General features: G+C 45.4%; 12 protein-coding genes and 13 tRNA genes. 1 reads left to right on the forward strand and 24 read right to left on the reverse strand.

The window, feature by feature from the left end; all coding sequences use genetic code 11:
* Nucleotides 1-26: 26 nt before the first annotated feature.
* A complete protein-coding gene (locus tag BN1234_RS19075) occupies nt 27-689 on the reverse strand; it encodes a potassium channel family protein (RefSeq protein WP_054958232.1) in 663 nt (220 codons plus the stop codon).
* 129 nt (nt 690-818) lie between these two features.
* On the opposite strand from BN1234_RS19075, the gene sspI reads away from it, so the two are divergent.
* Nucleotides 819-1,052 (forward strand): small acid-soluble spore protein SspI, encoded by a 234-nt coding sequence (gene sspI / locus BN1234_RS19080; RefSeq protein ID WP_054958233.1) that lies wholly within the window; start codon nt 819-821, stop codon nt 1,050-1,052.
* Nucleotides 1,053-1,128: 76 nt separating this feature from the next.
* Here the strand turns inward: sspI and BN1234_RS19085 are convergent, their stop codons facing one another.
* The 23 genes from BN1234_RS19085 to BN1234_RS19195 all read right to left on the reverse strand — a co-directional run bounded on the left by BN1234_RS19085 (nt 1,129) and on the right by BN1234_RS19195 (nt 11,736).
* Nucleotides 1,129-2,709: a peptide chain release factor 3 gene (locus tag BN1234_RS19085; RefSeq protein WP_054958234.1), complete on the reverse strand. Its 1,581-nt coding sequence runs from the start codon at nt 2,707-2,709 to the stop codon at nt 1,129-1,131.
* A gap of 112 nt (nt 2,710-2,821) precedes the next feature.
* Entirely contained in the window at nt 2,822-4,375 is a 1,554-nt protein-coding gene (gene zwf / locus BN1234_RS19090) for a glucose-6-phosphate dehydrogenase (RefSeq protein WP_054958235.1), read from the reverse strand.
* Nucleotides 4,376-4,511: 136 nt separating this feature from the next.
* Entirely contained in the window at nt 4,512-5,282 is a 771-nt protein-coding gene (locus BN1234_RS19095) for a YwmB family TATA-box binding protein (RefSeq protein ID WP_054958236.1), read from the reverse strand.
* A gap of 135 nt (nt 5,283-5,417) precedes the next feature.
* The gene (locus BN1234_RS19100; RefSeq protein ID WP_054958237.1) at nt 5,418-6,068 is read right to left on the reverse strand and encodes a response regulator; all 651 of its coding nucleotides are present in this window, start codon (nt 6,066-6,068) and stop codon (nt 5,418-5,420) included.
* Nucleotides 6,046-7,128, reverse strand: coding sequence for a sensor histidine kinase (locus BN1234_RS19105; RefSeq protein ID WP_054958238.1), 1,083 nt, complete (start codon nt 7,126-7,128; stop codon nt 6,046-6,048). The genes BN1234_RS19100 and BN1234_RS19105 overlap by 23 nt, the downstream gene beginning before the upstream one ends.
* Before the next feature lie 40 nt (nt 7,129-7,168).
* Entirely contained in the window at nt 7,169-7,813 is a 645-nt protein-coding gene (liaF, locus tag BN1234_RS19110; RefSeq protein WP_054958239.1) for a cell wall-active antibiotics response protein LiaF, read from the reverse strand.
* A 216-nt stretch (nt 7,814-8,029) separates the two neighbouring features.
* The gene (locus tag BN1234_RS19115) at nt 8,030-8,716 is read right to left on the reverse strand and encodes a PspA/IM30 family protein (protein ID WP_054958240.1); all 687 of its coding nucleotides are present in this window, start codon (nt 8,714-8,716) and stop codon (nt 8,030-8,032) included.
* Nucleotide 8,717: 1 nt separating this feature from the next.
* Nucleotides 8,718-9,206, reverse strand: coding sequence for a PspC domain-containing protein (locus BN1234_RS19120; RefSeq protein WP_054958241.1), 489 nt, complete (start codon nt 9,204-9,206; stop codon nt 8,718-8,720).
* A gap of 2 nt (nt 9,207-9,208) precedes the next feature.
* Nucleotides 9,209-9,883 (reverse strand): PspA/IM30 family protein, encoded by a 675-nt coding sequence (locus BN1234_RS19125; RefSeq protein ID WP_054958242.1) that lies wholly within the window; start codon nt 9,881-9,883, stop codon nt 9,209-9,211.
* Between the two features lie 47 nt (nt 9,884-9,930).
* Entirely contained in the window at nt 9,931-10,230 is a 300-nt protein-coding gene (locus BN1234_RS19130) for a LiaF transmembrane domain-containing protein (protein WP_054958243.1), read from the reverse strand.
* Between the two features lie 331 nt (nt 10,231-10,561).
* Nucleotides 10,562-10,641, reverse strand: a tRNA-Leu gene (locus tag BN1234_RS19135).
* A gap of 8 nt (nt 10,642-10,649) precedes the next feature.
* Nucleotides 10,650-10,726 (reverse strand) — tRNA-Arg (locus BN1234_RS19140).
* 10 nt (nt 10,727-10,736) lie between these two features.
* Nucleotides 10,737-10,810: transfer RNA gene (locus BN1234_RS19145), tRNA-Cys, on the reverse strand.
* Between the two features lie 12 nt (nt 10,811-10,822).
* A tRNA-Gly gene (locus BN1234_RS19150) sits at nt 10,823-10,897 on the reverse strand.
* 7 nt (nt 10,898-10,904) lie between these two features.
* A tRNA-Gln gene (locus BN1234_RS19155) sits at nt 10,905-10,979 on the reverse strand.
* A 19-nt stretch (nt 10,980-10,998) separates the two neighbouring features.
* Nucleotides 10,999-11,074, reverse strand: a tRNA-His gene (locus tag BN1234_RS19160).
* A 21-nt stretch (nt 11,075-11,095) separates the two neighbouring features.
* A tRNA-Trp gene (locus BN1234_RS19165) sits at nt 11,096-11,169 on the reverse strand.
* Nucleotides 11,170-11,176: 7 nt separating this feature from the next.
* Nucleotides 11,177-11,262, reverse strand: a tRNA-Tyr gene (locus BN1234_RS19170).
* A 3-nt stretch (nt 11,263-11,265) separates the two neighbouring features.
* Nucleotides 11,266-11,341 (reverse strand) — tRNA-Thr (locus tag BN1234_RS19175).
* A 20-nt stretch (nt 11,342-11,361) separates the two neighbouring features.
* Nucleotides 11,362-11,437, reverse strand: a tRNA-Phe gene (locus BN1234_RS19180).
* 31 nt (nt 11,438-11,468) lie between these two features.
* A tRNA-Asp gene (locus BN1234_RS19185) sits at nt 11,469-11,545 on the reverse strand.
* 4 nt (nt 11,546-11,549) lie between these two features.
* Nucleotides 11,550-11,626, reverse strand: a tRNA-Met gene (locus tag BN1234_RS19190).
* 34 nt (nt 11,627-11,660) lie between these two features.
* Nucleotides 11,661-11,736: transfer RNA gene (locus BN1234_RS19195), tRNA-Val, on the reverse strand.
* Between the last annotated feature and the right edge of the window lie 157 nt (nt 11,737-11,893).

Genomic DNA, 11,893 nt, shown 5'->3' on the forward strand with positions numbered 1-11,893 from the left:
GTATATCTGTGTGCTTAGTATCTATTTTATCTCGAATATGCAAGTTCTAACTTCGTTAAGTCATCTTTATTCCCGACAATAACCAGAATATCCCCATCCACAAGCCGATCATCCGGATCTGGGGAAATATTCATCTTGCCTTCACTTCGTATTCCCATAACGTTACAACCAAATCTCGCCCGGATATCAAGCTCACGCATATTTTGGCCAATCATATCAGCGTTTGCACGCAGTTCCATAATGCTGTAATCATCCGATATTTCGATATAATCCAATATATTCGGAGATACCAGGTGATGAGCAACCCTTAATCCCATATCCCGTTCAGGAAAGATAACTTTATCGGCACCGATTTTTTGCAAAACCTTACCGTGAAGCTCATTTTTAGCTTTTACGATAATGGCAGGCACACCTAAATCCTTAAGAATAAGAGTCGTCAAAATACTTGACTGAATGTCCTCCCCAATCGCAACGACAACCACATCAAAGTTCCGGATTCCGAGTGCCCGAAGAGCTTCCTCCTCAGTCGAATCGGAAGACACGGCATGTGTAACGATACCTGATATTTCCTGAATACGCTGCTCACTTGAATCGATAGCCAGCACATCAAAGCCCATTCCGCTAAGCTCCTTGGCTACACTCGTACCAAACCGCCCCATTCCGATGACAGCGTACTGTTTCTTGGCCATCCCTCTTACCTCCTCGAACCCCTAAGTTATCTCTGATAAGTATACCATACAGTATGTTGAACGTTGAATGTATCTGTCCTTTCAAGGGCACATTAAGTGATGACCCTTAATGACAAGGAGGAACATTTAATGTCCATATTGTTAGATCTAAGGCAAGCCGTCATTCACAAAGTCCATAATCAGGACGAAGATCAGCTTCGCTCTATGATCGAGGGATCCATTGATGGACCCGAAGCCGCCCTTCCCGGTCTCGGTGTGATGTTCGAAATGATGTGGAAAGACATGGACGCACCCGCTCAGACCGAACTTGTCAATTCACTTCATAGTCATTTGAAAACCATAACTCCCGGCAAGCTGGTCTAAGCAGGCCGGGAAAAGCGCGAGTAAAAATAATCCCCCAGCCATATCTATGGAAGGGGGATTATTTATTCTGAAGTTCTTATGGAGCCATCTCTAGAAACTTCGCAGTTGGATTTTTATCTACTGCGGTTCTCATCGCATATTCATTCTCGAAAAGGACTACATAATTATCCTTCTTGTCTTTAACCAGCGTTGAGTTAATTCGGAATTTGGATGGGTCAATCTTGTCATCAACAATCCAGCGTGCGAATTGATACGGCATACGCTGAAGCTGTACATCAACACCGTATTCACCCTTCATCCGGTATTCGAACACCTCGAATTGGAGCTGGCCTACCACGCCAAGAATCATCTCATCGAAGCTGACAGTCCGGAATACCTGAATCGTGCCCTCTTCAGTCAATTGATCGATTCCCTTCTGAAACTGTTTATGTTTAAGTGCGTTTTTCACTGTCACCTTAGCAAACAATTCTGGAGAGAACGTCGGCAGCTCATCAAATATAATGTTACCGCTCTGACTAAGCGAATCTCCGATTCGGAATATTCCCGGATCGAACAGACCAATAATATCTCCAGGGTATGCCTCCTGAACAATATCCCGATCCTGTGCAAGAAACTGCTGCGGCTGTGAGAGCTTTATATCCTTGCCTGCCCGGATATGCTTAACGGTCATACCGCGTTCGAATTTACCGGATACAATTCGGAGAAAAGCAATTCGGTCCCGGTGAGCAGGGTTCATATTAGCCTGGATTTTAAATACATAACCTGAGAAATTCTCATCGGTTGGCTGTACCAACCCTTCTGTACTGCGACGCGGCTCCGGTTTTGGCGCCAGCTGCAGAAAGTTCTCCAGAAACGTCTGAACACCAAAGTTATTAACCGCACTGCCAAAGAATACAGGTGTTAACTCGCCCTTCAGTACTTTTTCAAAATCAAACGGATCTCCGGCAACATCCAGAAGCTCAAGATCCTGACATAATTGATCATGATAAAATTCACCGGCCATTTCACGAATAACCGGATCGTTATAATCCTCCACCTTCTGAACCTCGATGGATGAATGATCATCCCCCTGGAAGAGCTCAACCTGGTTCTTCATCCGGTCATATACTCCACACAGCTCACGGCCTGAACCAATCGGCCAGTTCATTGGAACGGATCGAATACCGAGCACCTGCTCGATTTCTTCCATCAGATCAAATGGACTCCGACCTTCACGGTCCAGCTTGTTCACGAATGTGAAGATAGGAATTCCTCGTTTGGCACATACCTGGAACAGCTTAATTGTCTGAGCCTCGACACCCTTCGCCACGTCAATCAACATGACTGCGCTGTCCGCTGCAGTTAATGTCCGGTACGTATCCTCACTAAAGTCCTGGTGACCAGGCGTATCAAGTATATTAATCCGGTGACCTTTGTAGTCAAACTGCATCACGGAGGAAGTTACCGAAATACCCCGTTGCTTCTCAATTTCCATCCAGTCACTTGTTGCGTGTTTACTTGCTTTTCTCGCTTTAACCGAGCCGGCCAAGCGAATGGCACCACCGAATAGCAGCAGTTTTTCAGTCAGCGTTGTTTTACCGGCGTCCGGGTGAGAAATAATTGCAAAGGTTCTGCGTTTATCCACTTCGCTTTGCAGCTCATTTATTGTTTTGCCCATTTCACTGTTCCCTTCGTACTAAAGTCATGTATATTATTGTACCACAATCCATACGCAAACCAACCCCATACGCCAAGCGTATGAGGATGATTTTAATAACTGGATCGAATTTTTATTTAGAGCCCTTTAACCACACTACATTATCTTCCTCTTGACCGTTTACTGGCCACCAGTGGAATCCATCCTTCGCAAGCAGTTCATCCGCCTGTTCAGGTCCCCATGAAGCAGCAGGATATGTTTCCAGCTCTCCTTGGTTCTGTCTCCAAGCTTGAGCGATACGGTCAACGAAGGACCATGCTGTTGCTACCTCATCCCACCGTGTAAAGTAAGTAGAATCCCCACGAACAGCATCATGCAGCAGACGTTCATATGCCTCTGGTGAGTTAATACCTATCATACAGCTCTGACAAAAATCCATAGCAACCGGCTCAATTTCGGAATCAGATCCCGGCTTCTTGGCATTAATCTTCACATAGAGACCTTCCATAGGGTTAACCCGAATTACGAGCAGATTCGGTTCAAGTGTATGCTTCTGGCCAAGATATACATTGCCCGGCATCCGTTTAAATTCAACAACCACTTCCGTTGTCTTCACCGGCAGACGCTTGCCTGTTCGAATATAGAACGGGACACCAGCCCAGCGGAAATTATCAACAAACACACGGGCTGCAAAATAGGTCTCTGTCGTGGATTCCGGATCAACCTTGTCCTCTTCACGATAAGCAGGAAGCTCCATATCACCAACAGAACCCCTTGTGTATTGACCACGAACGACGTTCTCTTTCACATCTTCATTTGTCGCAAAAGGACGGAGCGAACGAAGCACCTTCACCTTCTCATCACGGATATCCTCCGGAAGCAGACGGCTAGGCGGCTCCATAGCAATCATCGTAAGCATCTGGAGCATATGGTTTTGTCCCATATCCCGCAGTGCGCCGGCATGATCGTAGTAGCCTCCCCGTTCCTCAACACCCACTGTTTCACCAAGCGTAATTTGTACATTAGCGATATGCTTATTATTCCAAAGCGGCTCAAAAAAGGCATTAGCAAAACGGATTATTTCAATGTTTTGCACCATTTCTTTGCCCAAATAGTGGTCTATCCGATAAATTTCCTCTTCTTTAAATACCTGTCTAATCTCCTCATTCAGTTTGCCTGCGGTCTCCAGGTCATAACCGAACGGCTTCTCGATGACAAGCCGGTTCCAGCCTCCACCATTCAGCATGCCGCCCTTCATCAGATTGAAGGAGACACTGCCAAACAGCTCAGGAGCAAGTGCCAGATAGAACAGGCGGTTACCTGCTATACCAAACTTTGATTCCAGCTTCTCGGTCTGCTCACGCAGCTCACGGAAGCCGTCAATATTGTTAATATCCAGAGATTTATATTCAAAATGCTCCGCAAATGCTCTCCATTCCTCGTTTTCTTCGGAACGGTATCGGCAGAACTCCTGTATTGAACGGTTTACGTCCTCACGGAATTCCTCTTGAGTGCGCGGACGCCTTGCCACGCCGATAACCGCAAAATCCTCAGCCAATTTTCCTTCGCGATAAAGACTGTAGATCGCCGGGAACAATTTGCGCCTTGCCAAATCCCCGGTCGCTCCAAAGATGAAGAATACCGCTCCCGGTGTCATTAATGAATCTAGATTTTGATTTTCAGCCATGGCTCTCCATTCTTTCTATGAATATAGTGTATTTTTATGCATCGTGTGTTATCACGACGTGATGACATTTTAGCATATTCGTAAAAACTATGCTATCTCATTTCATACATTTTCACTGTAATTTCAGAAACATTTCTTAATATTCAATAGTAATAACAGGCATTCCAATCGTTATCCTGTTACTTTTATTCATAGAATCCTTATGTACGGCAACCTGCATATGAATCGGCTGTTCACCGCTGTTAACATAGGCTGTTAGTGATGGAGCTTCATATGATCTGCTTACAGTTGCGCTATCCTGATATGAATCTACTTCATTAAACCGCAGATGCATCGCCAGTTTCTCCTCTATACTCTGTATGGTTTCTATTACTGGCAGTCCATTATTCATATTTCCTTGTACTGAAGCATTCCATGCAGGTTTCATACCTGCTTGTTCAAGCAAGGCCGCAGCCTTATCCTGACATTCTATAAGCTGTTGGAGCTGTTCCAATTCTTCGGTATCGAATTGAACCTTCACATAATTTCGCCCCCGGCTTTCAACCCAGTCTATCCGTACATCTATTCCATAAATATTTCCTCGAGCACGATAGGCGTGCTCTTCGTTGTCTATATCAATGATTACACGATTAAGTCCCATTTCATGTGCAAGGGACTGCACAGCTTCCTCGTTCTTCCCATTTTGTATAACCGTGCTCTCCCCTTGAAGTTTTACCGTTAAATGCAGCGGGGAATCCAGCTCTGCCCTACCTAGTGAATATAGGAGCTCCAGTGATGCCTTATGATCTTCCTGCACAGGTTCAGAGGTTTTCTTGTTAACATGTTGATCTGCGAATCCGGCAAGCCCCCCTGCCACTGCAAACAATAGAATCATACCTGCTACAAGTTTCATTTCGAACCAGCGCATGCATAACCGCTCCTTTATATCTAAGTAATCTATCAATCTAGTAAAAGGATGCCCGGTTTATCAAAAAATATTCCCTTATATAAAAAAAGACCGACTACCATCCGGCAGCCGGGATACAAAATAATATTATTATGATCACTCTGCGAGTCCATTTTTATATGCATAAATCGCTGCTTGAGTACGATCTTCGACTCCGAGTTTGGCGAGAATATTCGTAACATGAAATTTCACCGTTTTAATGCCTATAATTAAATCATCCGCAATGTCTTGATTAGACTTTCCTTGTGCCAGCAACCGCAGCACTTCCATTTCACGTTCGGTCAATTCACTGTGTGCGGGAGCTTCTGCTTGAGGATGACGGAATCTGTTCATCATTTTGGAAGCAACCTGAGACTCAAGGACAGACTGTCCACGTGCAGCAGCCCGAATTGCATCAGCAACCTCGGATGCCCGTGAAGTCTTTAGCAGATAACTGAATGCCCCGGCTTCAATAACCGGGTACATTTTCTCGTCATCCAAATAACTGGTAAGTACAATAACCTTACAATCCGGATACATACTAAGCAGCTGGCGCGTAGTCTCAATCCCATCCATTCCTTCCATGACAAGGTCCATCAATACGACATCCGGATGGTATTCTTTTGCTAATCGTATCCCTTCTTCGCCGCTGCCTGCTTCTCCAACCACTTCGATTCCATCCTCAGTGCCTAGTACAGCCGCAAGACCAATCCGCACCATTTCGTGATCATCAACCAGTAATACCTTAATTGGTGTTTCCAGTTCCATCTATTTCACCCCGGTTTCGTTCTTCGTCCATCAGTGGGACGGAAATTTCAATACGTGTGCCTTTTCCAGGTGCCGTAATAAACTGTATCGATCCGCCAAGCTCCGTCACCCGTTCCTGCATGGTTGAGAGACCGTACGAGGTTTGCTTCTTCTCACTCAGCTCAAACCCGACGCCATCATCGCGTAGTGTCACACGCACTGAATTCTGCTTACGCTGAATCCGTATGTCCATTCGATCGGCTTTGGCATGCCTTAGGGTATTGGACATCGCTTCTTGAATAATGCGGAATAGATGGTTCTCGATCCCTTTTACAAGGTGCAAGCCTTCATCCATCTCCAACGTAATATCCATAGGTACTTTAACCTTCAGCTCCCGGATTAAATCCCGAAGCCCCTGTTCCAGTGCCTTTCCCTCCAAGTAGACTGGTCTCAAATGAAGCAAAAGCGCCCTCATTTCAGATTGAGCTACAGCCGACATTTCTTCAATAAGTGCCACCTGCCGCTGAGCCTTGCCAAAGTCCTTGTCGAGCGTCCTTCCAACCGCTGTTGCGGTCATCGATATAGCAAAAAGCTGCTGGGACACCGCATCATGAAGCTCCCTTGCCAGGCGCTGTCTCTCCTCTACAATAGCCGTTACACGTGCCTGTTCAGCCAGCTGAGCATTATGCGTGGACAGACGCTGCAGGGAAGTCACCTGCTCCTCCCAGCGTTTACTGATTCGTCCAAGCTGCTCACCCAGACGTCCAACCTCATCATTTCCCATATCAGGCATCGCAGCTGTGGTTACCCCGCCCTTTTCCCAAGTGATTAATGTTTCCCTCACTGAGTCCAGCCTTCGCTTGATCCGATAGCCTTGAAAAAAACCATAAACCGCCCCTAAGCTTATCGGCAGCAAAACAATTGTGATTCCCGCCTGAACCGCATTCTGCCAGGTATCAAAGGGCTTCAAATAATCATATGTATATAAAATGTACAACACAACCAACATTATCACAAAGCCCAGAAGGGTGCCTTCTCGCATACTTCGGGTAATGATGTTCGCCTTTTTTTCCGATGCCATCGGGCAGCCCTCCTGATTATACTTTGCCGTACATACCTGCTTAGACAAGCTGAATACTTAAATCTCCTCCGAGGTAAGAGACAATGAACTTCACTTTATACTCACACATCTCATAGTTGGGCGACTTCCAATTCAATCGGTTCATAACACCGGTTTTCTTTTGTGTACCAATATCAATGGATCCGAAAAGTACGAACGCCTCGATTTCAACGCCGTAATAGTCCGGCAATGCAATATCTATATCTCCAAGCATCCCGTGAAACATCATAACCGTATGCTGCTCTTCTGGTAAAGCCAGTGACAAATCGACATCTGCTTCTCCAAGAACATGCCAAACACTCATACTTCTCATAACCCACGGGGCGCTGTCCCAATCGAAATTAGACATGAAATTCTGTTTTTGAATAAAATGGCTGGTTCCATGGGCATGACGTGCCTTCCCATAAAAAATTCCTAGCGAGACCAATCCGATTCCAATTACAAGCATTAGATGTTCAAGAAGAAAGAGAACGGCACCAATCCCCAAAATTGTATACCCTTTACGAATAGAACCGATTCGAATCTGTTGAATGCCGGCAGCCACGAATAGAAGAGCGACGATGGTAAAGAAACCAAACCATCTGCCGAAAAGCATTAACACACCGATACCGATTAACCCAAACGCCATCCAGCGGTTTCTATCCATGCCGCACCTCCCCCTTTGATGTCAATTAGCCTTTGCCCTGAAGGGCTAGATTCATCTATACCCTGAAAAGCCAAAACAGTGCGGGAAATCCGCACCGTCTGGCTTTTCTTTATATACTGAACGGTTTTCCCTGAAGTTATCATTAATTTTTATGATTCGTACAGTTAGTCCATTCAGTAGTTTATCATATTTCATTACTCTTCGAATACGTCTACTTTACTCTTCGTTAGAAGATGCATTCATTTTATTTTTAAGTGCAGCCAGCTGCTCATCCACTTTCAACTGCTTTTCGGCATCTACAGGGCTCTTGTAAGTAGCTTGGCTTGGATGATAAGGTGCACGCATTACATCCGCTTCAGCTTCCATCTGCATGATCTTCTCTTCCATCCGGTGGAATCCCATCGAGGCACTGCCGCTTTCGATCGTGTGCAGGCTGCTTACTTGAGACATCTGCTTTTTCGCTTTAGCCATTTGAGCACGTGCTACCAGCTCATTGCGCTTGTTGCGCATTTTGTAGAACTCATCCTTCATCTCATGAAGCTGAGCAACCAGTTCCTTCGCTTGAGTTTCGGATTGCAGATGCAGATCCTGGTATTCAGTTTCCTTTTGGTCAAAATAGATCTTCTCTTCCAGAAGCTTACGTGCCACTTCCTCTTGACCATTCTTCAGAGCCAGCTCCGCTTGAGCTTCACGCTGAGCAGACATCTTCACTGCTTCATCAACACGCTGCTTCATACGGCGTTCGTTCGCCATTTGCTTCGCTACAGTTACCTCAGCCTCATGAATTTCTGCTTCCATATCCCGCAAATATTGATTCAACATCACGATTGGATCTTCAACTTTATCCAGCATTTCGTTCACCGATGCTTTTGTCATATCTTTAATTCTTTTAAATACTCCCATTTTATAAATCTCCCTTCTCATACTTAGATAATTTTTTCTTTAATTCTTCAATTTCTTTCTTCAAAGCCTTCTTCTCTATGTCCTTCATCATGCTGTCCAGATCATCTTGAGGTGCAGCTTCTTGTCTTGAACCATAACGTCCGTCGTAAAAGTTTGGTCCTGCATTTCTCGGTCCGTAACCATTTTGTTGGTCGCGGTAAGGATCTCTGCCGGGGCCATTATACTGATTGTAGGGACCGTTTGGCCCGTAATTGTTGGGGTTATGTCCATATCCCTGTCCACCTGGACCAAAGGGATCGTGATAATAAGGTTCTTTCGAAATCACTAGCGATGCGATCAAATATATGAACAATGTCGTACCGCCAGTAAAAAAGATACTAATAACGAAAATGATACGAAGCAGAGTTGATTCCAAACCAAATGATTCCGACAGCCCGCCAATCAACCCGGTAAATACTTTATTTCTTGTAGAACGGTACAATCTTGGCATAATTACTCCTTCCCGCTGTTGTTCAGCTTCTCCTTCAGCCGGGCAAGCTCACGATCTAAAACATTTGATACACCTTCACCGGCTTGCACCATATACTCTTGGCCCATTTTTCGCAGATCTCGAAGACTTTTAGCTTCAAGTTCCCAATCACTAAGCCGATCCTCCAGACGATTGAACATCTTAGGTACATCTTGACCACCATATGCTCCAGTACGTTCATTCATCTTTTGCTGCAGACGCAAGGTTTCCATTCGTGCTACATAATACTGGCGCTTACTGTAAACCGATTGGTACTCCATTCGAAGCTCACCAAGCTGCTCCTTTACTTCCCTAAGCGATTCAAGGCTTGTTGCAAGCAGCCCCTCATATTGTTCAATCTTTTCTTCATAAATCAGCTTTTCTTGAAGGGCCAGTTTCGCCAAATGATCCTCACCAGCTTTAAGAGCTAGAAGAGCCTGCTCCTCACGTTTGACCTTCATATTTTCAGCTTGAAGTATTTGTTGATTCAACTGTCTTGAATGAGACTCACATTGCTGCAGCAGCTTTTCAGCTTCTTCAATATCTTGACGTGTGGAGTGAAGAAACTGGTCGATTAGTCGAACAGGATCCTGACTCTGCTCAAGCTTTTCATTTAGCGTAGCAGCCGTTATATCTCGTATGCGACGAAAAACACTCATATCTTCTTTATCCTCCTCTTCTTTTAAGTAAATGCATTGAGCGACTATCAGTAACGTCTATGACCATTTTTAAGACGGGAAACTCCGTAGGCAATTAAGACGATACCAAGAATCGGTCCAATAATAAAAGATAACTTGCCGATCAGCGACATAACACCAATCACTAATACTATCCAACCAAAAAACTTATTACCGCGCCGTATTCCGTAATAACCAAGTGCGATCATGGCTACTGGGATTATTAGCTTGAATAACCAGCCAAGCAGCGGACCGAGAACACCAAGTAATACGAGTGCTCCTAAAGCAACAAGCAGAATACCAAAACCGTTACTGTTTGAATTTCTCATGTATACACCGCCTTTCCTTTCAATTTCATTTCAATTCAATTCGTTTTATGATTTGTTCAACCTTATGACTTTATTTTAGGTGATTTCAATACAATCTAAAACGGACCCCGGACGGTTTTTGAACCTCGACCTAAGGCTAGGATAAGATACGACCTCCGTCTATATTAAGCCCTATATAAAAAGCGAATGACCGACATATCGACTGATCTGTTGTCATAAACAGAGATCAGTCTTTTGCGTTAGCATTCGCTTTATAATTTGAAACAGCATTTATATAAATAAATATCCGCAAAATAAAAAGGACGTGGATGATATCCACGTCCTTTGGTGATGCCGGTGAAGGGACTCGAACCCCCACGGTTTCCCTCACGATTTTGAGTCGCGCGCGTCTGCCAATTCCGCCACACCGGCTTACTAAATGGCGTGCCCTAAGAGATTCGAACTCCTGACCTTTTGATTCGTAGTCAAACGCTCTATCCAGCTGAGCTAAGGGCACATATTTTAAATGGAGGCGCCACCCAGATTCGAACTGGGGATAAAGCTTTTGCAGAGCTGTGCCTTACCACTTGGCTATGGCGCCAGAGAATAAAAATGGAGCGGACGACGGGAATCGAACCCGCGACCCTCGCCTTGGCAAGGCGATGCTCTACCGCTGAGCCACGTCCGCAAATCAATGGCTGGGGATATAGGATTCGAACCTATGCATGACGGAGTCAAAGTCCGTTGCCTTACCGCTTGGCTAATCCCCAATATTGTTTTTTTGAAATATGGGGCGATCGATGGGACTTGAACCCACGAATGCCGGAGCCACAATCCGGTGCGTTAACCCCTTCGCCACGACCGCCACATTCAAAAAATATTCAATTGGCAGGGGCAGCAGGAATTGAACCCACACCAACGGTTTTGGAGACCGTTGTTCTACCTTTAAACTATGCCCCTATAAAACTGGTGGAGGATGATGGATTCGAACCACCGAACTCGTACGAGAACAGATTTACAGTCTGCTGCGTTTGGCCACTTCGCTAATCCTCCAGGTGGTGCCGGCGAGAGGACTTGAACCCCCAACCTACTGATTACAAGTCAGTTGCTCTACCAGTTGAGCTACACCGGCGTATAAAGTTTTATCAAAAATGGTGGCTCGGGACGGAATCGAACCGCCGACACGAGGATTTTCAGTCCTCTGCTCTACCGACTGAGCTACCGAGCCAAAAAAGCTCTTTCGGTTATTAGTGAAGAAATGGCGGAACTGACGGGATTCGAACCCGCGATCTCCTGCGTGACAGGCAGGCATGTTAGGCCTCTACACCACAGTTCCATATTGGTTGCGGGGGCAGGATTTGAACCTGCGACCTTCGGGTTATGAGCCCGACGAGCTACCGAACTGCTCCACCCCGCGTCATTAATAGGTGATATTCTATTTGGAATAATAATGGTGGAGGCTGAGGGGTTCGAACCCCCGACCCTCTGCTTGTAAGGCAGATGCTCTCCCAGCTGAGCTAAGCCTCCATAACAAAACCGAATCTTATAATATCAAACTCTTTATCATAAATCAAGTTCTTGAAGCAATAAAGTAAGTGGTGACCCGTAGGGGATACTCTCACTTCGTTCGAGACTGCGAAGTATTCCTAACGATTACTATGCTCCGACGAACCTTGGGGTTCTC

The sequence above is a fragment of the Paenibacillus dakarensis genome (assembly GCF_001373415.1).
GTDB lineage: Bacteria > Bacillota > Bacilli > Paenibacillales > Paenibacillaceae > Paenibacillus_AQ > Paenibacillus_AQ dakarensis.

Excerpts from the sequence above, each read along its gene's own strand:
- BN1234_RS19105 (WP_054958238.1), bottom strand. The coding sequence starts at position 7,128 with ATGGCATCGGAAAAAAAGGCGAACATCATTACCCGAAGTATGCGAGAA.
- BN1234_RS19075 (WP_054958232.1), bottom strand. The coding sequence starts at position 689 with ATGGCCAAGAAACAGTACGCTGTCATCGGAATGGGGCGGTTTGGTACG.
- BN1234_RS19115 (WP_054958240.1), bottom strand. The coding sequence starts at position 8,716 with ATGGGAGTATTTAAAAGAATTAAAGATATGACAAAAGCATCGGTGAAC.
- BN1234_RS19100 (WP_054958237.1), bottom strand. The coding sequence starts at position 6,068 with ATGGAACTGGAAACACCAATTAAGGTATTACTGGTTGATGATCACGAA.
- zwf (WP_054958235.1), bottom strand. The coding sequence starts at position 4,375 with ATGGCTGAAAATCAAAATCTAGATTCATTAATGACACCGGGAGCGGTA.
- BN1234_RS19085 (WP_054958234.1), bottom strand. The coding sequence starts at position 2,709 with ATGGGCAAAACAATAAATGAGCTGCAAAGCGAAGTGGATAAACGCAGA.
- BN1234_RS19130 (WP_054958243.1), bottom strand. The coding sequence starts at position 10,230 with ATGAGAAATTCAAACAGTAACGGTTTTGGTATTCTGCTTGTTGCTTTA.
- BN1234_RS19125 (WP_054958242.1), bottom strand. The coding sequence starts at position 9,883 with ATGAGTGTTTTTCGTCGCATACGAGATATAACGGCTGCTACGCTAAAT.
- BN1234_RS19095 (WP_054958236.1), bottom strand. The coding sequence starts at position 5,282 with ATGCGCTGGTTCGAAATGAAACTTGTAGCAGGTATGATTCTATTGTTT.
- liaF (WP_054958239.1), bottom strand. The coding sequence starts at position 7,813 with ATGGATAGAAACCGCTGGATGGCGTTTGGGTTAATCGGTATCGGTGTG.
- BN1234_RS19120 (WP_054958241.1), bottom strand. The coding sequence starts at position 9,206 with ATGCCAAGATTGTACCGTTCTACAAGAAATAAAGTATTTACCGGGTTG.
- sspI (WP_054958233.1), top strand. The coding sequence starts at position 819 with ATGTCCATATTGTTAGATCTAAGGCAAGCCGTCATTCACAAAGTCCAT.